The organism is Actinoplanes sp. TBRC 11911 (assembly GCF_012933445.1).
GTDB lineage: Bacteria > Actinomycetota > Actinomycetes > Mycobacteriales > Micromonosporaceae > Actinoplanes.
In genome coordinates this window covers 1-20,510 of the sequence record NZ_JABBNC010000039.1, presented here as the reverse complement: position 1 = coordinate 20,510, position 20,510 = coordinate 1, and the positions used below count along the sequence as shown (strand labels likewise).

Sequence of the window (20,510 nt, the reverse complement as noted above, 5' to 3'; positions counted from 1 at the left end):
TCACCTCGTCGCGGATGCCGATGGCACGGTCACCGTCGTCTTCACGGTGGCCTCGTCGATGTCGGTGGTGCGCACCGTGAACGACACCTCGTAGGTGCCGGGCAGGGGGAACGTGATCGCGCCGGCCGCGTGGTGGTTCGGGATCAGCGGGAGCAACGGCTGGCTGACCGGCTCGAGGTCCTGGCCGAGCAGCCGGGAGGTCACCGTCCACTCCTGGACGGGCTGCGGCGCCCCCGCCGGGGTGTAGGCGAAGGCGTGGATCGTGTTGTTCTCGCCGACCTGGACCGGATAGATGTTGAACTGCAGCGTGTAAAGCGGGCACGACAACGTCTGCGAGACGCCGGCCTCCTGGACGGCGTCCTGGTCGACCGTCGCGCTGCGCCCCGGGTTCACCTGCACCAGCACCGAGCTGAGCCCGAGGATCACCGCGGTGGCCAGCACCTCGATGCCGACCGTGCGGCGCATCCGGGCGGCGCCGGCGGCCGGCACCTGCGAGCGCTGGACGAGCCGCCGGGCGTAGGAGGCGACGGTCAGCGTCACCACCAGCACGGCGACCTTGGCCAGCAGGAGCTTCCCATATTCCGTGCGCCACAACGCGCCGACCGAGCCGACCTGCACGACGGCCTGCACCACGCCGCCCGCGACCAGCCACACCACGGACAGGGCGGCCCACCGCGACCACACCGGAAGGATCGTGCCCAGCACCCGGGGATGGGTGCCGCGCAGCAGGAAGACGGTCAGGGTGATCAGGCCGCCGAGCCAGACCGACATCGCCGCGATGTGCACGACGTCGGCGGCGACCACCGCCCCCGCCAGCGGAGACGCGCCCGCGTGGCCCGTGATTGGCCAGGTGGTCAGCCCGGCCAGCGCCACCACGGCCAGGACCACGCCGCGGGTGCGCGAGGCGGTGCCGTGCAGCGCCGGCAGCAGCAGACCCGCCAGGACGCCGATGATGCCCAGCCGGACCAGCAGCGTCACACCGTACGAGCTGGCCAGCACCTGGCCGAGCTCGGTGGGGGAGACGTCCCAGACGGCGGAACCGGTGCTGGCCGGGGCCTGCGTCCAGAGCGAGCCCAGCGTGGCCAGCGCGGTGATCCCCAGCCCGGTGAACGTGAGCGCGACGGCCCCGCGCCGGCTGCGCCGCCCCGGCCACAGGAAGGCCAGGAACAGGGCGGGTCCGGCGGTGAGGGTCAGCCCGGCGTACGCGAGAAAGCGCGTGACCGGTGTGACAAGCGTGACCGAACGATGGGTGCCGGTGTCGCTGAGAGCGGGCCGGGTCGAGGGCGCGCCGACGGAGAAGGTGAGGGCGCCGCCGACCGGGTGCGTGTCCGCGGAGATGACGCGGTAGCTGACCAGGTAGGTGCCGAGGGGCTGGCCGGCCTTGCGGACGGGGATGCGCAGCGTCGAGCCGTTCGCGACGGCGGTGCCGGAGATCCGTTTGCCGTCCGGGGCGAGCACCTGCACGCGACCCGTGACGGGGGTGACAGCCTCGCTGAAGCGGACCACGATCTCGGTCGGGGAGCTGCCGATGATGCTGCCGGGGGCGGGCGTCGCGCCGAGCAACGCCGCGTGTGCCTCGGCCGGACCGGCCGGTACGACCAGGGCGCCGAGCGCGATCAAGAGGAACAGAAGTACGCGCGGGGCCTTCACGGGTAATAGTTCGGATGGCGGAGCGGAAAGGTTCAACCCGCCCGGATGTGCCGGGAACCCGGTGTCTATACGCTCCACGCAGGTTCAAGTACAAAGGAGGCCGCCATGTCCCCCGCATCCCGGGCCGGGAAACCGGCCGAGCCGAGCGATCTCATCGATGTGCCGAGGGTGGTCTCCCGGTACTACACCGAACACCCGGATCCGGGGGTGGCCACGCAGCGTGTCGCCTTCGGGACGTCCGGGCATCGCGGCTCGAGCCTGCGAACCGCGTTCAACGAGGATCACATCGCCGCGACCAGCCAGGCCATCGTCGAGTACCGCAAGGCGCAGGGCACCGACGGGCCGCTGTTCCTCGGGCGCGACACGCACGCGCTCAGTGAGCCCGCCACGATCACGGCGCTCGAGGTGTTCGCGGCGAACGACGTGACCACGCTCGTCGACAGCCGCGACGGATACACGCCGACGCCGGCCGTGTCGCACGCGATCCTGACCTACAACCGGGGCCGCACCAGCGGGTTCGCCGACGGCGTGGTGGTCACCCCGTCGCACAACCCGCCGGACGACGGCGGCTTCAAGTACAACCCGCCCAACGGCGGCCCGGCCGACACGGATGCCACGAAATGGATCCAGGACCGGGCCAACGAGCTGATCGCGGCCGGGCTCAAGGGCGTCCGCCGGGTGCCGGCGCCGCAGGCGCGCGAGGCTGACACGTACGACTTCCTGGACAACTACGTCGCCGATCTGCCCGCGGCGATCGACATGGACGCGATCCGGGCGGCCGGCCTGCACATCGGGGCCGACCCGCTGGGTGGGGCCAGCGTCGCGTACTGGGGGGCGATCGCCGAGCGCTACGGCCTGGACCTGACGGTGGTGAACCCGCGGGTCGATCCGGCGTTCGGGTTCATGACGCTGGACTGGGACGGCAAGATCCGGATGGACTGCTCCTCCCCGTACGCGATGGCCTCGCTGATCGAGCACAAGGACCGCTACCAGCTCGCCACCGGCAACGACGCGGACGCCGACCGGCACGGCATCGTCACCCCGGACGCCGGCCTGATGAACCCGAACCACTATCTGGCGGTGGCGATCTCCTACCTGTTCCGCAATCGCACGGACTGGGGGGCGGGCGCCGCGGTCGGCAAGACGCTGGTGTCCTCCTCGATGATCGACCGGGTGGCCGCCGATCTAGGACGGCGGCTGGTCGAGGTCCCGGTGGGTTTCAAGTGGTTCGTGCCGGGGCTGCTCGACGGGTCGATCGGGTTCGGCGGCGAGGAGAGCGCGGGGGCCTCGTTCCTGCGCCGCGACGGCGGGGCGTGGAGCACCGACAAGGACGGCATCCTGCTCGACCTGCTCGCCTCGGAGATCCTCGCGACGACCGGGCGCACGCCGAGCGAGCACTACCGGGATCTGACCGCGAAGTTCGGCGAGCCCGCGTACGCGCGGATCGACGCGCCCGCCACGCGCGAGGAGAAGGCCGTGCTCGGCAAGCTGTCGCCCGACCAGATCAAGGCGAAGGAACTGGCCGGCGAGCCGATCACGGCGGTGCTCACGACCGCGCCCGGCAACGGGGCGCCGATCGGTGGCCTTAAGGTGGTCACCGAGTCGGGCTGGTTCGCGGCCCGGCCGTCCGGCACCGAGGACGTCTACAAGATCTACGCCGAGTCGTTCCAGGGCCCCGAGCACCTGGCCCGCATCCAGGAGGAGGCCCGCGACGTAGTCTCGGCCGCTCTGTCATGAGCTGACGCGGGCGGGCCCGCGCGGGCCCGCCCGGCGGGCCGGCCCCGCGGCCGGCCCGCCGGAGCCTCAGGCGTCGACCTCGTTGCGGTCGTCGGTCGCCCACAGCGTGTGGAACGAGCCCTCCTTGTCGACACGGCGGTACGTGTGCGCGCCGAAGAAGTCGCGCTGGCCCTGGATCAGCGCGGCGGGCAGGCGCTCGGCGCGCAGGCCGTCGTAGTAGGCCAGCGCGGACGCGAAGCCGGGGGCCGGGATGCCGTGCCGCGCGGCGGTGGCCACCACCCGGCGCCACGCGTCCTGGGCGCCGCTGACCGCGTCCAGGAAGTAGTCGTCGACGAGCAGCGTCGCCAGCGACGGGGACTTGTCGTACGCCTGCTTGATGTAGTCCAGGAACTTGGCCCGGATGATGCAGCCGGCCCGCCAGATCTTGGCCATCGCGCCCGGGTCGATCTCCCAGTCGTACTCGGCGCTGGCGGCCTGGATCTGCTGGAAGCCCTGCGCGTAGGCGACGATCTTCGAGGCGAACAGGGCCTGCTCGACGTCGGCGACCAGGTCACCCTCGTGCGCCCCGGCCGACGCGGTCGGACCGGGCAGGCCGGCCGACGCGGCCGCCGAACGCACCTGCGCGCCGCCCGAGAGCGCCCGGGCGAACACCGACTCGGCGATCCCGGAGACCGGCACGCCCAGGTCCAGCGCCGACTGCACGGTCCAGCGGCCGGTGCCCTTCTGCTCGGCCTGGTCCAGCACGACGTCCACGAACGGCTTGCCGGTCGCCGCGTCGGTCTGCTTGAGCACCTCGGCGGTGATCTCGATCAGGTACGACTCCAGACGGCCGGAGTTCCAGCCGCCGAAGACCTCCGCGATCTGCGCCGGCGTGTTCCCGCCCACCTGACGCAGCAGGTCGTACGCCTCGGCGATCAGCTGCATGTCCGCGTATTCGATGCCGTTGTGCACCATCTTCACGAAATGCCCGGCGCCGTCCGGACCGACGTGCACGCAGCACGGCTCGCCGTTCACCTTCGCCGAGATGTCCTCGAGCAGCGGGCCCAGCGCCTGGTACGACTCCTTCGACCCGCCCGGCATGATGCTCGGCCCGTGCAGCGCGCCTTCCTCACCGCCGGACACCCCGGTACCGACGAAGTGCAGGCCCCGCTCGCGCAGCGCCGCCTCCCGCCGGCGGGTGTCCAGATAGTGGGCGTTGCCGGCGTCGATGAGCATGTCGCCCTCTTCGAGCAGCGGCGCGAACTCGTCGATCACGGCGTCGGTGGGCGCACCCGCCTTCACCATGATGATCACCCGGCGGGGGCGTTCCAGGCTGGCCACGAACTCCTCGGCGGTCTCCGCCGGCAGGAACGTGCCCTCGTGCCCGAACTGCTCCACCAAGTCCTTCGTCCGCCCGTACGAGCGGTTGTGCAAAGCCACCGTATGGCCGTGCCGGGCGAAATTACGCGCTAGGTTGCGGCCCATGACCGCCAGACCGGTGACCCCGATCTGTGCCTTCTCCGACATCGTTGACGTCCTTCCCTCGCTGCAATGCCCTCGCGCTCATTCTTACGGGTGGTTCGCGGCCCGGGTTCGACGGTGCCCGTTCGCGCGGCGGTGAACCCTCAGACCAGGCCCCGTACGACCGATCAGCGCATTGTGAGAAATGGCCGCCGCTGGTTCGCCGTCGCCGTGGGCGCGGTGGCCACGGCGCACCTGTTCGTCCCGGCCGGCCTGCGGATCTACTCGTACGTCCTGTCCATCGCCATGGTCCTGCCGTGTCTGGTTTACGTGCTGCGGGGCACCGAGCGAGGTTCGCGGCTGCCGTGGTGGCTGTTGCTCTTCGGGATGACCTCGCTGTCGCTGGGCAACGCGCTGGTGCCGTCCGGTGCACCGGCGGTCGTGCAGGTCCTGGTCAACGCCGGCCACGCGCTGATGCTCGCCGGCGCGGCCGCGCTGGTGCTGCGCCGGGGCAGCGGCGACGTCGGTGGTCTGCTGGACGCCGCGGTGCTCGCGGTGGCGCTGGCCGGCATGCTCTGGACCTCGCCGCTCGGCCACCGCGTGCACCAGCTCGGCTCGCCGGTGAGCGATCAGCTCGCGATGCTGGCCAGCACCATGCTGCTCAGCGCCGTGCTGGGCGCGATGTCCCGGCTGTGGTTCACCGACCGGGGGCTGCGCCCGCTTCGCGTGTTCCTGCTGGGACTGGTGGCCGGCCTGGCCGCCACCGTGCTGGAGGCGTGGATGTTCGGCACCGTGTCGGCGGCCGGCCGCGACCGCGTCGTCGATGCGCTCTGCATGGTGTCGTACGGGATGGTCGGGCTCACCGTGCTGGACCCGGCGGTGTGGGAGCTGAACCGCCCCGGCCCGGTCGCCGTCGATCACCTCAGCAGCCGCCGTCTGCTCTTCCACTCCATGATCATGGGATCCGGCCCGGTCATGGTCGGCATCAGTCTGATGGCCGGCGCGCCGACCAACGGCGCGCTGCTCGCCGTCGGCAGCCTGCTGGTGACCCCGTTGGTGATGGTCCGGGTGGGCCGGCTCGCCGCGCAGCGCGCCCGCGCCGAGGTCGAGCTGCGCCATCGCGCCACCCACGACATGCTCACCGGCCTGCCGAACCGGGCCGAGCTGCTGGACCGGCTGGGCGGCGCGCTGGCCCGCGAACGTGCCGGCGGGCGACCGGCGGTCGTTCTGCTGTTCTGCGACCTGAACGGCTTCAAGCAGGTCAACGACCGTCTCGGGCACGTCGCCGGGGATCAGCTGCTCACCGAGGTGGGCGTGCGGGTCAGGGCCGGCCTGCGGCACGGCGACACCCTTGCCCGGTACGGGGGTGACGAGTTCCTGCTGCTGTGCGAGGACCACGATCAGACGGCCGCGGCGAAGCGGCTCACCGAGCATGTTCAGCAGGGGCTGGCCCGGCCGTTCGAGCTGGCCGGCGAGCAGGTCACGGTCGGCTCCAGCATCGGCCAAGTGATCTCCGACGGCACCCTGGACGCGGACGAGCTGATCTCCCGCGCGGACGCCGCCATGTATCGGGCGAAGCAGACCCTGCGCGGCCTCGCCGTCTCGTAAGATCCGCGCGAGAGTACGCTGCCTCGCATGGCGATCGGGACGTGCTGAGATGAGGCGCGGCGAGATCTGGACCATCGGCAGCCGGACCGATCTGCGTTACCGGGTCCTGGTCCTGTCGGGCGACAACTACAACGAACGGTCCAATGCGTCCCCGTTCTGCGCGCCGATCGTGCGGCTGCGCGGCGCGACCGACCTCCCGCCGTACGCGGTGGCACTGACCGAACAGGACCCGATCACCGGAGTCGTGGTGGTGAACCGGATGCGCCGCCTGCCGGCGTCCACCGGCGCCGAACGCATCGGCATGGTCACCGGCGCCAGCATGGTCCGCCTCACCGACGCGATGCGAGCACTCTTCGAGCTTTGACCCGCGTACGAGCCTCGATCGGGTGACGAGCTAGCTCGTTTTAGCGTTGGTCCGGGTGATGCCGGATGAACGGACGATGACGGTTGCCGAATCGCTGACGTAAGCAGGAGTGGCGATTGGGGTGACAGGGAGGTCGGGCGTGGGTCAGGCGTATGCGGAAGCGGTGAGCAGACTACGTGCCGCCCCCGACGAGCCGGACCGCGTGACCGTCGAGCGGGCCGCCGGCCTGCTGGCCGGGCGGGCGCACTGCCGGATCGCCGACGCGCATCGCCACCTGATGCGGATGGCTGTCGAACAACGCCGCGACCTGGTCGAGGTGGCCGCCGCGGTGATCCGTCGTCTGGACACGCAGGACGAACCCGTAATATCGAATTTATCCGATATAGTGCCGCCGCCACCCCAGGTCCGCAGGTTCGAACCGTGGATCGCGATGGTCCAGCGAGTCCTGGACATCAGCCCGGGCATGGCCGCCTTCATGACCCCCGAACGGGACGAGAAAGGCCACCTCGCCGACCTGGTCTGGGCCGCGGTCAGCCCGGCCGCCACGGTGGCCAACGGCCTGCGCGGCGTTCAGCTCATCGGCCGCCGGCTCTCCGAGTACTTTCCCGACGTCATCGCCAGTGACCGCTGGGAGGCGTACCAGAATGTCCTCGACAGCGGGAACCCCGCCGCCCTGGGCCCGTTCCCGCACCTCGACGGGTTGTACTCGGTGCGCGCCCACCGCCTCGGCCAGGGCCTGCTGTTGAACTGGACCCGGCACGTCGCGGCCGACGGCGAAAGCGACCGGGTGTCCAGCACCGAACGCCTGGCCAACCTCGGCTGGGGCGACTGGGACCTGGTCAGCGGCGAGATCTACTGGTCCGATCAGCTGTACCGGATCTACGAACGGGACCCGCGGCTCGGCCCGATGAGCCGCGAGGAGTCGGACGCGCTCGCGGTCGCCGAGGACGCGCCGCTGCGCGAGGCCGCCACCGCCGCCTTCCGCCGCAACGAGCGCGTCGACGTCACCACCAGGGTGCGCATCGCCGGCCGGGTCAAACACCTGCGCAGCGTGGTCGACGCGATCCGCGACGCCGAGGGGCAGCCGCTGCGGATCTTCGGCATCGTGCAGGACGTCACCGAGCAGGAGGACGGCGCCCGGCGCCTCGCCGAGGTGGAACGGCTGCTCGCCGACGAGCACGAGCTGGCCGGCCGGCTGCAGCGGATCATCCTGCCGATCCCGAAGGGCCCGATCGAGCTGCCCGGCCTGAAGGTCGCGGTGCGGTACCTTCCGGCCGGTCAGGAGGGCCTGGTCGGCGGCGACTGGTACCACGCGGCCGAGCTGCGCGACGGCTCGGTGCTGCTCGCGGTCGGCGACGTGGCCGGGCACGGCACCCCGGCGGCGACCACGATGGCGCAGCTCCGGCACGCTTTGCGCGCGCTCGCGGTCACCACCACCGACCCGGCGCGGCTGCTGCGCGACCTCAACCGGCTCACCTGGGATCTGCAGCGCGACAACCCGGAGCTGTCCGCGACCGCGGTCGTGGCCCGCTACGACCCGCTGTGCCGCCGGATCGTGTGGGCGCAGGCCGGGCATCCGCCGCCGCTGCTGAGCCGTGGCGGCCGCACCACGCCGCTGGCCCGGCCGAAGGGTCCGATGCTGGGCGTGCTCGACGACGCCGAGTATCAGACGGCCAGCCTGGACTTCCGGATCGGCGACCTGTTCATGCTCTACACCGACGGGCTGGTCGAGCACCGTCGCCGCGGTGTCGACGACGGGCTGGCCTCGGTGATCACGGCGATGGACGAGGCGGTCGCGGCGTCACCGCAGCAGCCGCTCGGCCGCCTGCTGTCGCGTCTGCGGCAGGCCAATCCGGACGACGACACCTGCATCCTGGCCGTGCGCGCGGTGACGGGGGAGACCCGCGACCTGCGGCACTACGTCTCCTGAGGACCCTCCGGCGGCAGCGCGGCGGACCAGATCAGCACGGCCTCGCGTACGAGCTCGGCATTGTCCTTGGCAGTGCGGCCGTCCGGCAGGACCAGGGTGTCCTCCAAGCCGATCCGGGTCGGCAGGCGCAGCCAGCCGGCGTGCTCGACGAGCGGCCAGCAGGCGTCCCCCTCGCCGTGCAGCAGCCGGGGTCCGCGATAGCCGGCCTTGCCGAGACGGTCCAGGATGGTGTCCGCCTTCGCCACGGCCCGGTCGGCCGGCGTGCCGAGCACCTCGACCAGCACCCGTTCCAGCGGCAGGCCGTCCAGCTCGTCCGCCCCGGCCGGCTCCCACACGCCGGCCTCCACCCCGATCCCGGCGCCGTGCAGCACCGCGACCAGGTCGGAGAACCCCTGCTCGTGCACGTTGACCGAGGCGAAGTCGGGCCGCGCCGCGAGATCACCCCAGGCCCGGACGAGCGCTTCCCGGCGGCGGGCGTCCCCGTCGGTCATCCAGATGCCGGTGGACACCCCGACGCGTACGCCCGGACAGGCCGCCCGGATCGCCGCGACCGCCGCCCCGACGTCCTCCGCGACCAGCGACTCCCGCCCGGTCGTGTCCCGCGGATGGACGTGCAGCGCGTCCGCCCCGGCGGCCACCGCCCCGGCCGCGGCCTCGGCCAGCTCGATCGCACTCGCCGGAAATTTCCGGCCGCCGTTCAGACACGCCTTCATCCGCATAGCCCACTGTGGCACGGTGGTGGTCATGTCGCTCTACGAGTCCGCGGGCGGTGCGCCCGCGATGTTCGCGCTGGCCGCCGACTTCCACGCGCGCTGCCTGGCCGATCCGGTGCTGGAACACCCGTTCTCGCACACCGGCAACCCGGAGCACGTGCAGCGCCTCGCCGACTACTGGGGTGAGGTGCTGGGCGGCCCGCCGGTCTTCTCGTCCCGCTACGGCGGCCACGAGCGCATGCTGCGGATGCACGCCAACCAGGGCGCCGACGCCGACCTGGGCGACCGCTTCCTGGCCTGTTTCGTCGCCGCGATGGCCAGCAGCGGCATCCCCGAGCCGGTGCGGCCGCCCCTCACCGCGTACATGCGCTGGGCCACCGACGAGGTGATGTCCTACTCGCCGCGCGACGCCGTGGTGCCGTCCGGCCTCAGGATGCCGCACTGGGACGTCGACGGCCTCGTCACCGGCTGAGCGGCCCCAGCATCCGCACGGCCCGCTCCACCGCGATTCGCGGGCTGGTCAGCACCGGGATCGTCAGGTCTGCCAGCAGCGTCGCGGCGCTCGCCATGCTCGCCTGCGCGAGCACGATGACATCAGCCTCTGCCGCGGCCTTGCGTGCCTCCCTGGCGACCATTTGCGCGTACGCCTCCAGCTCGCCCCCGGCAAACAAAGCCCACGCGTCGAGGCACGGCACGGGCGTGATCGCGCGCGCCCCGGCCTCCGCCAGCAGGGTGCGGGTCGGCCCCCACGTGGACGCGACCGCGTAGAGAACCGCGATCCTCGCCCCGGCCGCCACCGCAGCTTCCGCCATGGCCGGTCGCCCCGCAGCACACCGTCGATCTCCTCGGCCATCGCGCCGATGGTCGAGCAGGTGCAGACGACGACATCGGCCCCCGCCGCCCGCAGCTCCGCGACGCGCGCCCCGACGCGCCCGGGCGTGGCAGCCGAGCCCGCCTCGTCAAGCAGCACCGGATCGACGACGTGCAGGTCCCGGGTTGCCGGGCTCATCTCGGCAAGAAGCCCCCGAAACGTCCCGACGTGAACCTCAGCAGTATGCAGGAACCCCACGGTGGCCACCCACCCACGCTAGCGGCGATCACCTCGAACCGTCGCGGCGCGATCCCACACTCTGTAGGGAGGCGCAACCGGGAAAACCTGACATCTGGGGCTTTTTGGGCGCATGCTGAAGGGAACCGCTGAGCACGGAGCTGACATGGCCGTAGTACTGATCGCCGAGGATGACGAAGACATCGCGCTCATCCTGACCCGGCTGCTCAAGCGTGCCGGGAACACCGTGCTGCGAGCGCCGGACGGGCAGGCCGCGCTGGAGATGGCGGTGAAGCACAGACCCGACGTGGTGCTCACCGATCTTGGCATGCCGCGCATGGACGGCATCGAGCTGACCCGGGCGATCCGGGAGGACCCGCATCTGTCCGACACGCCGATCGCCATGCTCAGCGGCCACTTGCATCCCGGGGACACCACGCCGTACGCGGCCGGGGTCTGCGCGGTGCTGCTCAAGCCGTGCCCGAACGACAAGCTGCGGGCGGTCGTGCAGGATCTCGTCGACCGCGGCGGGCACGGGCACACCGGCGCGGACTGCCCGGCGAACAGCCCGGTCACGGCCTAAAGCCGGTCGCCGCGCATCCGATAAGGCGGGCGTGACACCCACTACGCCGGAGGATGGAACGCGATGACGCGCCCGACCGTGCTGCTCGTGGACGACGAGGCCGACATTCTGACCTCGCTGTCGCTGCAGCTGCGCAAGGATCACAAGGTCCTGACCGCGGAGAGCGGCGCCGACGCGCTGCGCCTGCTGGCCGAGTCCGGTCCGGTGGCCGCGGTGATCAGCGACATGCGGATGCCGGAGATGGACGGCGTCGAGCTGCTGCGCCGCGTCCAGCTCGAATACCCGGACACCGTACGGGTGCTGCACACCGCCCAGAAGGACCTGGACTCGGCGATCTCCGCGATCAACAGCGGCGGCGTGTACCGCTACCTGGCCAAGCCGGTCGCCGGCGAGGAGCTGCGCGGCGCGGTCCGGGAGGCGGTCGCGCTCAACGCTCAGGCGACCACCGAGCGGCAGCTGCTCGACAAGACGCTCAAGACCAGCATTCAGGCCCTGTTCGGCTGTCTCGAGCTGGCCAGCCCGATCGCGTTCGCCCGGGCCGGCCGGATCCGCACGCTGGTCTCCGAGTTGTGCGCCGCGATGCAGCTCGGGCAGCTGTGGGAGATCGAGGTCGCGGCGATGGCCAGCCAGCTCGGCGCGGTCACCATCCCGCCGAGCGTGTTCCAGAAGCTCGACAAGGGACAGCCGGTCACCGAGGACGAGCAGCAGATGATCGACGCGATGCCGGGCGTCGCGGTGCAGCTGCTGAGCAACATCCCGATGCTCGAGGACGTCGTCGAGATCGTCCGGGGCCTGGGTTCGGAGGCGTCCCGGCGTACGGACGAAAAGCCTTTGATCGAGACGGCGATCGACGTCCTGCGCACCGCGATGGACTTCGAGACGCTGGAGAGCCGCGGCCTGGAGATGGAGAGCGCGATCGCGGTGCTCGAATGCCGCGACAACGCCGCGATGCACGTGCTGGCCGCGATGCGTACCGCCAAGAACTGCGAGCCGGCCAAGGAGACCGTGCGTGGCCTGCGGGTCGTCGACCTGGAGGTGGGCATGCGGGTGGCCGAGGACATCGTGGCCACCAACAACCTGGTGCTCATCGGCCGCGGCATGATCGTCACCGACCTGCTGCTGGACCGGCTGCACAACTACGCCAAGATCATCGAGATCGTGGAGCCGGTGCTGGCCATTCCGGGCGTGCTCAAGCCCATCGAGACGCTGCTAGACGTCTAGTTCCGAGGCCACCCGGGCCACCGAGCCCAGCACGATCTCCTGCTCGGCGCGGATCCGGACGAACGTGCTGTCCGGGTCCGGCACCACCCCCTCGCGGGCGGCGTGCTCGATCTCCGCGAACAGGGCCGCGAGCGTGGTGGCCCCGATATTCGCCGCGGAGCCCTTGAGGCCGTGTGCGTGATCCCGTACGGCGTCCTGGTCGCCGCCGCGCAGCAGCTCGCCGAGGTGGTCGACGCGGGCCGGGGTCTTCGCCGTGAAGGAGTGCAGCAGGCGGGCCAGCAGCGCGCGTTCCGCCGCGCCCGGGTCCGGTCCCGCGATGTCGTCCAGCCGCGACCGGATCTCGTCCTCGCGGGTGCGCTCCATGCGTCCATCCTGCGCGGCCGATCCGGCCGGATCCGGAAAACTCCTAACATTGCCGGGCCCTCCGGCCGATTTCTCCTCCGTGCCCGTAGCTTGCCCAGCTCCCCGGCGTCACGTGCTGGTGACCGCCGGGATCGCCGTGGCCGGAACGCTCTGGTACGTGCTGTGGCTGGCGCGGCCCGGGCTCGCCGGTCCGGCCGCGCTGGCCTTCGTCGTGCTTCCGCTGGGCACGGCCGTCGCGGCCCACGGTGTGCTGGTGATGATTCGCCACGTACGCCTGCACCCCGTGGCCCTGCGCTTCTGGCGGCTCATCTTCGTGGCGTTGCTGCTGTTCGGTGCCGGGTTCGCGATGATGGCCGTCGAAGCCTTCCGGACCGCGCCGGCGCTGCCCACCTTCCCCGTGGACGCGGCCGCGCTGGCCGGCGCCGGCTTCCTGACCGCGATGTGGGCGGTCGCCCGGGTCCCGATCGGCACCGGCCGGGGCGAACGCGGCCGGCAGTGGCTCGACCGGGCCATCGCGTTCCTCGGCTGCGGCACCGTGCTGTTCCAGTTCGGCCTCGCCCCGATGATCAACGCGCCGGTCGGGTGGAGCGTCCAGACGATCACGCTGATCGGGCTGTCGCTGGCGCTCGCGCTCGGCGGGATCACGAAGGTCGCGTACATCGGCGACGGCCCGGTCGACCGCGTCGCCCTGCGGCTGATCGGGACGAGCGGCCTGGTCGCCGCCGGCGTGGTCCTGCTGGCCATCACCGGCGGCCCGGACAGCGCCGTCCCGGCCCAGGGCGTCGTGATGCCGCTCGCCCCGATCATGGCTGCGCTCGCGGTCCGGCGGCAGTGGTCCGCCACCGGCACCCGGGCGCGACGGGCCAACACCTGGCTGCCCTACCTCGCGCTGGCCGGCGTCGACGCACCGCTGCTAGCCGCGCTGCACGGCACGCTGACCTGGTCGGACCGCCTGGTCGTGATCAACGTGATGGTGGTGACCGGGCTGGTCGCGGTGCGCCAGTTCGTCACGATCCGGGAGAACGGCTGCCTGCTGCGTGACAAACGGGCCAGCGAGCGGCAGCTGCGCCACCAGGTCACCCACGACGGCCTGACCGGGCTGGCCAACCGGGGCCTGTTCCGCGACGAGCTAGCTGCCGCGCTGGCCGCCGGGGACACCACGGTCCTGCTGGTCGACCTGGACGACTTCAAGATCGTCAACGACTCCCTCGGGCACGACGTCGGTGATCAACTGCTCATCGCGGTCGCCGGCGCCTTGCGCTCGGCGGTGGGTTCCGCCGGTCTTCCCGTACGCCTCGGCGGCGACGAGTTCGCGGTGATGCTGACCGGGGACGCGGACGCGGGGGCCGTCGCCGACGCGGTTCTGTCCGCCTTCAACGGGCCGATGAGCGCGCACGACCTGCTGGTCCGCGCCTCGATCGGGATCGCCTCCGCGCCCGCCGGGACGCCGCTCGACCACCTGCTGCGCGACGCCGACGTCGCCATGTACGCGGCCAAGCAGCGCGGCAAGGCCAACTGGGTGCGCTACCACCACGGCATGGAGCAGCCCGCGCTCGCGCACGCCCGGCTCGGCGGCGAGTTGCGGCGCGCGCTGGAGGCCGGCGAGTTCCGCGTGGTCTACCAGCCGATCATCGGCCTCGACGACCCGGCCCGGCGCGTCATCGGGGTCGAGGCGCTGGTGCGCTGGGAACATCCCGTACGCGGCACGGTCTCGCCCGCCGATTTCATCCCCGCCGCCGAGGCCACCGGCCTGATCGTGCCGCTCGGCCGGTTCGTGCTGCGCGAGGCGTGCCGGCAGACCGCCGCGTGGCTGGCGACCTACGGGCCGGACGCGCTGCAGAAGGTCGGCCCGAACGTGTCGATGCGCCAGCTCGCCGACCCGGACTTCGTGGCCGACGTGCGCGCTGTTCTCGCCGAGACCGGTCTGCCCGCCGAGCGGCTGGTCCTCGAGGTCACCGAGTCGGCGGCGCTGCGCGGGCCGCAGGTCTCGCGCACCCTGCGCGAGCTGCACGACATGGGCGTGCGGCTGGCCCTCGACGACTTCGGCACGGGGGAGTCGTCGCTGAGCCTGCTGCGGGCGTTCCCCGCGTCGATCATCAAGCTGGACAAGTCGTTCGTGGACGGGATCGAGCTGGATGAGCTCGGGACGCCCGCTGCGGATGCGCGGCAGGCGGTGGCGCGTGCGGTGGTGCAGCTGGCCGGGGCGTTGGGGCTGGATACGGTGGCGGAGGGGATCGAGAACGAGGAGCAGGCTCGGCGGTTGGTGGCGCTCGGGTATTCGCTGGGACAGGGCTATCACCTGGCCCGGCCGATGAGTGCGGAGCGGCTGGGGGAGCTTTTCGCGGCGCGGCTGGCGGCGGCTTGAGTTTCTCGTCGCCTGGCGGGTGGTCGAGTGAAGTGTCGCTCGGCGGGTGGTCGCGTGAAGTGTTGCTCGGCGGGTGGTCGCGTGAAGTGTTGCTCGGCGGGTGGTCGCGTGACGTGTTGCTCGGCGGGTGGTCGCGTGAAGTGTTGCTCGGCGGGTGGTCGCGTGACGTGTCGCCTGGCGGGTGGTCGAGTGAAGTGTCGCCCGGCGGGCGGTCGCATAAAGTACGGCAATGGACGAGGCGGAATCGCTCGCGGCGTGGCTCCAGGCGCTCACTTTCGCCGACCTGACCACCGACCAGGCCCAGGCGCAGGTGATCGACGCCGTCGTCGCGTGGGGCCGGCACGAGGGGTGGCGGGTGTACCGCCGCGCACCCAGCGTCGTCCCGCTCCCGCCGCCGCTGACCGGCAACTCCGTGGTGGACGTCGGGATCGCCCGGGACGGCCAGCCGATCGTGGTCGAGGTGGACCGGCTGGACCGGCAGCGCACTGTGGACAAGCTGCTCGCCGAGGCGGCGGCCGGACGGATCGCCATCTGGGTGCGCTGGGGCGCCGGGCCGTTCGTTCCGCCGCCGCTGCCGGTGCACCTGGTGACCCGCGCCGCGAGCCGAAGCCGTGGCACCTGGCATACGGACGCTGAGCTGCCCGCGCCGCGGCATTCGGAGACCCCGATCGACGCCGCCGACCCGGAGGAACTGCCCTGGTCGTGACGATCGCGTGGATGGGGCCGGCGCCGCTTTGCAAGCGTGATTTGTTTTGCGTGTCCGCCAGGTAGGCGTTTCCGACTTTTCCGGGTGGTCCGCGAGATGCTTTTGGGCGGTGCGGCGACCACGAACACGGTTTGTCGGTTGGGCTCTCGCTGCGCAACAGCCTGACCGGGCAGAGCCAGACGAGCGCAGATCGACCCCCAGAACGTGCCCGCCGCCGATGCCCGCGGGATGACGTCCATGATGTGGGATGGGCGTCCGTACCGTGAGACCGGCGACCACATGGTGGCCGGCGGTCCACGATGCGGGATGTATGTCCATCATGGAGGAAAGTTGCTCCCGCATTGCCCCCTTTGTTCCGAGCATTTTCGTTGCCCGGCGCGGACCTTGGAGAGTTATGGTCCAAATACGGGCGTAAGTTTCCAAGGTCTCGAGAATGTCCACGATGTGGAACAGATCGCTACATCGTGGGACGCGTGACCACGGCACGGCAGCCGGGAGCGGAACGTCGATGCCTGTAGATGGCCGAGCCGGCGGCGGAGAACATCTCGGGGTCGGGGAGGTCGCCGGGCGGATTGCGGCGCGGGAGCGACCGTGATGAAGACGGAGATGAACGCGCTCGCCTCCCAGCCGCCAAGCGAGCATCGAAATCGTTCGAATTCCCCAGTCGTACCACGGGCCACCCCCACCCTGTTCTGGGTGGGGCCGAGTCAAGCAGCGGGGTCTGACAGTTTTTGGTCGTCGTCCACAGGGGCGGCGATGCGAAGCGGAGGCGCGGGAAGCACCCCGACGGGCGTGCTCCCCTCGCCTGCCTCCGACTGACCGAAGGCGTACCGCCGGCCTTACGCCCCACCCGGGTTCAAAGTCACCGTCTCCGGCTGGAACGACGCCCCGTTCACGTCCACGCCCGCCCCCTTCGCGGCCGTGATCGCCTGGTTGATGTAGTCGTTCGTGAACGCCTGGCCCTCCGGCGCCGCCTTCAGGACCGTGTCGCCGGTCTGGTTCTTCGTGGTCATCGAGATGTCCACGGTCTGCTTCCACGCGGCGTCGTCCACCACGCCGATGCCACCCGCGGCCGGCCAGATCAGCTTGTTGACCTCGTTCATCTGCCACAGCTGGTGGCTCTTGCCGAGCTTGGAGCCCTTCGCGACGACCATGTCACGGCATTTGTCAGGATTGTCCCGGCAGAACGCCCAGCCCTTGATCGTGCCGGTCAGGAACTTGACGGTCTGCTGCTGGTACCCGGAGTCGCCGAGCTTGGCCGTGTTCGCCCAGACCGCGTCCTGCAGCATCGCCGAGCCGTTCTGCTTCCAGTCGATGATGGTGAAGTCGTCGGGGGTGTAGAGCTTGCCGGTGGCCGGGTTCTTCGCCTCCAGCAACTGGGCGTACTCGTTGTAGCTCATCGCCTGCGCCGCGTCGATCTCCTTCTTGAGCAGCGCCTGCATGTCGAACTGCTGCTGCACCAGCGTGACGTCCTTGCCGGGGTTCAGGCCGGCCCTGGTCATGCCGGCGAACAGCTCGAACTCGTTGCCGAAGCCCCAGTTGCCGATCTTCTTGCCGCGGAAGTCGGCCGGGCCGGTGATACCGCTGTTCTTCCAGGCGACCTGGTAGGTGCCGGAGCGGCCGAAGATCTGGCCCACGTCGGTGATCCCGGCGCCCTGTTCGCGGGAGGCCAGCGCCTTCGGCACCCAGGCCACGGCGTAGTCGGCCTTGCCCTGGGCCAGCACGGTCTGCGGCACGATGTCGACGCCGCCTTCGAGCAGTTGTACGTCGAGGCCCTGCTCCTTGTAGAAGCCCTGGTCCACGGCGGCGATGTAGCCGGCGAACTGGGCCTGGTAGAACCACTGCAGCTGCAGCTTGACCGGCGTCAGCGCGCCGCTGGCACCGGGCGCCGGCGTCTCGTCGAGGTCGGCGCTGCCGCACCCCGCCGCCACAAGCACGACAGAAAGAGTGATAGCACTAAATATCCGTATTTTTCTCATGTGTGGTCCCCCTGGGAACGAGAATCAAATCAGACGCTTGCGCCACGGCATCGCCAGCCGTTCCAAGGCGAGCGTGGCCAGGTAGAAAACCAGACCGAGCAGGCAGGCGCCGACCACGTACGCCCAGGCGCGCGGATACGCGGTGAACGCGGCCGCGGACGTGATCCGGGAGCCGAGCCCGGTCTGCAGGCCACCGAAGTACTCGGCGACCACCGCCGCGATCACCGCCAGCGACGACGCCTGCCGCAGGCCGGTGAAGACGTAGGGGAGTGCGCTGGGCAGCCGCACCTTCGTGGCGAAGGTCCAGCCGCTCGCCGCGTACGTGTGCATCAGTTCGCGGTGGATCGGGTCGACCTCGCGCAAGCCCCGCAGGGTGTTGATGAAGACCGGGAAGAACGCGATGATCCCGGCGACCAGCCGCCGCGGGATGCTGCTGGTCGACTCGAACATGTTGTTGAGGATCGGGGCCAGCGCGATGATCGGCAGCGCGTTCAGAATCGCCGCGAACGGCAGCGACACGTCGTCGAGCGCCTTGAACCGGCTCGCCGCCATCGCCAGCAGGACGCCGGACAGAGCGCCGAAGAACAGCCCGATCAGCGCGTTCTCGCCGCTGGAGACGGCCGCCTCCCAGACGTTCTGGCGCTGCGCGACCAGCTCCTCCCAGATCTCCGAGGGCGCCGGCAGGATGAACGGCGCGATCCGGCCGGCGGTCACGATCAGCTGCCACAGGGCGATGAACAAGACCCCGACGATCACCGGGGGGAGGATGGTCCGGGCCCATTTCACAGCGGGCTCTTTTGCGGTACGCCTCGGAGGGCTCGCCGGACCGCGGTGACGTATTCGAAGTACTTCTCGGACTGTCGCACGGTGTCGTCACGTACCGGCAGATCCACGTCGACGGCCGTGACGATCCGGCCCGGCCGCGGCGACATGACGACCACCCGGTTGGACAGGAACACCGCCTCGGAGATCGAGTGGGTCACGAAGACCGTGCTGGTCCCGGTCTTCGCGCAGATGCCGAGCAGCTCGGACTGCAGCCGTTCGCGGGTCATCTCGTCGAGCGCCCCGAACGGCTCGTCCATCAGCAGCAACGGCGGCTGCACGGCGAGCGCCCGCGCGATCGCGACCCGCTGCTGCATGCCGCCGGAGAGCTGCGCCGGGTAGTGCCCGGCGAAGTCGGACAGCCCGACGAGCGACAGCATCTCCAGCGCCCGGGAACGACGGTCCGCACGCGACATCCCGCGCAGTTCCAGCGGCAGCTCCACGTTGCGCACCACGGTCCGCCATTCGAACAGCCCGGCCTGCTGGAACGCGATCCCGTACTCCTGCTGCCTACGGGCCGTGTCCGCGTCCTTCCCGGCCACCGAGACGGTCCCCGACGTCGGAGTTATCAGGTCGCCGATCAACCGCAACAGCGTGCTCTTGCCGCACCCCGACGGCCCGATCAACGAGATGAGCGAGCCGGACGGCACCACGAGGTCCACGTCCGACAGCGCGACCACCTCGTCCGGCCGCCCTTGATTGAAGACTTTCGTGACCTTGTCGACCACCACGGCGTCACTCACAGTGTCACCACCTCCACGTGCCGGCGATGCCGCATCAGGGGGATTTCGAGCAGGCCGACCGTCCCGGCGACGACCAGGCCGAGCAGGGCGGCGCCGAGCATCGCGGTGTAGACCTTGGCCGGATCCGAGGTGGCCTCACGGGCGTACTCGATGATCAGCCGGCCCACCCCGCCGCGCGTACCGGTGGAGATCTCGCCGACCACCGCGCCCACCACCGCGGCCGCGCCGGCCAGCCGCAGCGCCGGGAACAGATAGGGCAGCGCCGCGGGGAAGCGCAGCTTGACCAGCGTGCGCCACCACCCGGCGGCGTAGCTGCGCATCAGCTCGACCCCGCTCGCGGCCGGGGACTGCAGCCCCCGCAGCATGCCCACCGCGACCGGGAAGAACGCCAGGTACGCCGCGATCAGCGAGACCGTCATCCAGTCCTGCCACGGGTACGGGCCGAACGACAGATTGCCGCTCCACCCGGCCACCAGCGGTGCCAGCGCCACCAGCGGCACGGTCTGGCTCAGGATCACGTACGGCAGCAGACCGCGCTCGGCCAGCCGGAACCGTTGCATCACGACCGCCAGCACCAGCCCGACCAGCGCGCCGATGACGAACCCGACGGCGGTGATCCCGAACGTGAACGCGCACGCCTGCAGCACCACCAGCCCGACCGGCCGGCCGCCCGCGATCTCCGGCCGGCCGAGCCGCTCGGCGATGGTCCACAGATGCGGCATGGACAGGTCGTCGGCGCGCGGCAGCACCCGCACCCCGAAGATCACCGTCCCGTCCGGGCTGCCGACCAGCTTGTAGCCCTCCCAGAGGACCGCGAAGATCGCGATGCCGGCCAGGACCAGCAGGACGCGTCTCATGTGAACGCCGGGATGATCTGTTTGCCGTACGCCTCGAGGGTGGAGACTTTGGCGTCGTGCTGCAGGTACACCGCGAACTGGTCGACCCCGAGGTCACGCAGCTCCTGCAGGCGCTTCACGTGGTTCTCGACCGGGCCCAGCACGCAGAACCGGTCGACGACCTCGTCCGGCACGAACGCGGTGTGCGTGTTCCCGGCCCGCCCGTGCTCCGCGTAGTCGTAGCCCTCGCGGTCCTTGATGTAGTCGGTGAGCACCTGCGGCACCGTCCCGTCGCCGCCGTAGCGGGACACGATGTCGGCCACGTGGTTGCCGACCATGCCGCCGAACCAGCGGCACTGGTCCCGCTGGTGTTTCAGGTCGTCGCCGACGTAGGCGGGTGCG

19 protein-coding genes are annotated in these 20,510 nt (G+C 70.9%); 9 read left to right on the top strand and 10 right to left on the bottom strand.

The features are described from left to right. A complete protein-coding gene (locus HH310_RS36145; RefSeq protein ID WP_169180231.1) occupies positions 1–1,650 on the bottom strand; it encodes a copper resistance CopC/CopD family protein in 1,650 nt (549 codons plus the stop codon). A gap of 105 nt (positions 1,651–1,755) precedes the next feature. On the opposite strand from HH310_RS36145, the gene pgm reads away from it, so the two are divergent. Beyond that, positions 1,756–3,387 carry a phosphoglucomutase (alpha-D-glucose-1,6-bisphosphate-dependent) gene (gene pgm, locus HH310_RS36140; RefSeq protein WP_169180230.1) on the top strand — a complete coding sequence of 544 codons (1,632 nt, stop codon included), beginning with the start codon at positions 1,756–1,758 and terminating at the stop codon, positions 3,385–3,387. Positions 3,388–3,453: 66 nt separating this feature from the next. Here pgm and gndA read toward each other — a convergent pair whose 3' ends face one another. Continuing rightward, positions 3,454–4,893, bottom strand: a complete 1,440-nt coding sequence (gndA, locus tag HH310_RS36135) for an NADP-dependent phosphogluconate dehydrogenase (RefSeq protein WP_169180229.1) — start codon at positions 4,891–4,893, stop codon at positions 3,454–3,456. A gap of 132 nt (positions 4,894–5,025) precedes the next feature. Here gndA and HH310_RS45630 point away from each other — a divergent pair, with 132 nt between their 5' ends. The 3 genes from HH310_RS45630 (at position 5,026) to HH310_RS45625 (ending at position 8,729) form a co-directional block, all read left to right on the top strand. Continuing rightward, positions 5,026–6,435, top strand: a complete 1,410-nt coding sequence (locus tag HH310_RS45630; protein ID WP_169180228.1) for a GGDEF domain-containing protein — start codon at positions 5,026–5,028, stop codon at positions 6,433–6,435. A 49-nt stretch (positions 6,436–6,484) separates the two neighbouring features. After that, complete coding sequence (locus HH310_RS36125; protein WP_169180227.1) at positions 6,485–6,799, top strand: type II toxin-antitoxin system PemK/MazF family toxin; 315 nt, start codon at positions 6,485–6,487, stop codon at positions 6,797–6,799. A 139-nt stretch (positions 6,800–6,938) separates the two neighbouring features. After that, positions 6,939–8,729 carry a SpoIIE family protein phosphatase gene (locus HH310_RS45625; protein ID WP_169180226.1) on the top strand — a complete coding sequence of 597 codons (1,791 nt, stop codon included), beginning with the start codon at positions 6,939–6,941 and terminating at the stop codon, positions 8,727–8,729. On the opposite strand, the gene HH310_RS36115 is transcribed toward HH310_RS45625, so the two are convergent. Beyond that, positions 8,717–9,475 carry a 3-keto-5-aminohexanoate cleavage protein gene (locus HH310_RS36115; RefSeq protein ID WP_248294765.1) on the bottom strand — a complete coding sequence of 253 codons (759 nt, stop codon included), beginning with the start codon at positions 9,473–9,475 and terminating at the stop codon, positions 8,717–8,719. The genes HH310_RS45625 and HH310_RS36115 overlap by 13 nt on opposite strands. Between HH310_RS36115 and HH310_RS36110 the strand changes: the two genes are divergently transcribed. After that, positions 9,474–9,914 carry an oxidoreductase gene (locus HH310_RS36110; protein ID WP_211193051.1) on the top strand — a complete coding sequence of 147 codons (441 nt, stop codon included), beginning with the start codon at positions 9,474–9,476 and terminating at the stop codon, positions 9,912–9,914. The genes HH310_RS36115 and HH310_RS36110 overlap by 2 nt on opposite strands. On the opposite strand, the gene HH310_RS44450 is transcribed toward HH310_RS36110, so the two are convergent. Further along, positions 9,904–10,254, bottom strand: coding sequence for a hypothetical protein (locus HH310_RS44450; RefSeq protein ID WP_248294764.1), 351 nt, complete (start codon positions 10,252–10,254; stop codon positions 9,904–9,906). The two genes, HH310_RS36110 and HH310_RS44450, sit on opposite strands and share 11 nt — an antisense overlap. Before the next feature lie 402 nt (positions 10,255–10,656). Between HH310_RS44450 and HH310_RS36100 the strand changes: the two genes are divergently transcribed. Together HH310_RS36100 and HH310_RS36095 are read left to right on the top strand one after the other, a co-directional pair. Continuing rightward, positions 10,657–11,073, top strand: coding sequence for a response regulator (locus HH310_RS36100; protein WP_169180225.1), 417 nt, complete (start codon positions 10,657–10,659; stop codon positions 11,071–11,073). A gap of 63 nt (positions 11,074–11,136) precedes the next feature. Continuing rightward, complete coding sequence (locus tag HH310_RS36095) at positions 11,137–12,294, top strand: response regulator (RefSeq protein ID WP_211193050.1); 1,158 nt, start codon at positions 11,137–11,139, stop codon at positions 12,292–12,294. Here the strand turns inward: HH310_RS36095 and HH310_RS36090 are convergent. Then, positions 12,283–12,657, bottom strand: a complete 375-nt coding sequence (locus HH310_RS36090; RefSeq protein ID WP_169180224.1) for an Hpt domain-containing protein — start codon at positions 12,655–12,657, stop codon at positions 12,283–12,285. The two genes, HH310_RS36095 and HH310_RS36090, sit on opposite strands and share 12 nt — an antisense overlap. Before the next feature lie 118 nt (positions 12,658–12,775). Between HH310_RS36090 and HH310_RS36085 the strand changes: the two genes are divergently transcribed. Beyond that, positions 12,776–15,022 carry a bifunctional diguanylate cyclase/phosphodiesterase gene (locus tag HH310_RS36085; protein ID WP_312034554.1) on the top strand — a complete coding sequence of 749 codons (2,247 nt, stop codon included), beginning with the start codon at positions 12,776–12,778 and terminating at the stop codon, positions 15,020–15,022. Between the two features lie 229 nt (positions 15,023–15,251). Then, entirely contained in the window at positions 15,252–15,728 is a 477-nt protein-coding gene (locus HH310_RS36080; RefSeq protein WP_169180222.1) for a hypothetical protein, read from the top strand. 839 nt (positions 15,729–16,567) lie between these two features. Here the strand turns inward: HH310_RS36080 and HH310_RS36075 are convergent. The 5 genes from HH310_RS36075 to HH310_RS36055 form a co-directional block, all read right to left on the bottom strand. Then, positions 16,568–17,665 carry an ABC transporter substrate-binding protein gene (locus HH310_RS36075; RefSeq protein ID WP_312034553.1) on the bottom strand — a complete coding sequence of 366 codons (1,098 nt, stop codon included), beginning with the start codon at positions 17,663–17,665 and terminating at the stop codon, positions 16,568–16,570. Positions 17,666–17,731: 66 nt separating this feature from the next. Beyond that, a complete protein-coding gene (locus tag HH310_RS36070; RefSeq protein ID WP_312034552.1) occupies positions 17,732–18,463 on the bottom strand; it encodes an ABC transporter permease in 732 nt (243 codons plus the stop codon). 26 nt (positions 18,464–18,489) lie between these two features. Further along, positions 18,490–19,272, bottom strand: coding sequence for an ABC transporter ATP-binding protein (locus HH310_RS36065; RefSeq protein WP_312034551.1), 783 nt, complete (start codon positions 19,270–19,272; stop codon positions 18,490–18,492). Further along, the gene (locus tag HH310_RS36060) at positions 19,269–20,129 is read right to left on the bottom strand and encodes an ABC transporter permease (RefSeq protein ID WP_169180220.1); all 861 of its coding nucleotides are present in this window, start codon (positions 20,127–20,129) and stop codon (positions 19,269–19,271) included. The genes HH310_RS36065 and HH310_RS36060 overlap by 4 nt, the downstream gene beginning before the upstream one ends. Beyond that, a partial coding sequence (locus HH310_RS36055) for an LLM class flavin-dependent oxidoreductase (RefSeq protein ID WP_169180219.1) occupies positions 20,126–20,510 on the bottom strand: 385 nt, incomplete at its 5' end. The genes HH310_RS36055 and HH310_RS36060, both read right to left, overlap by 4 nt.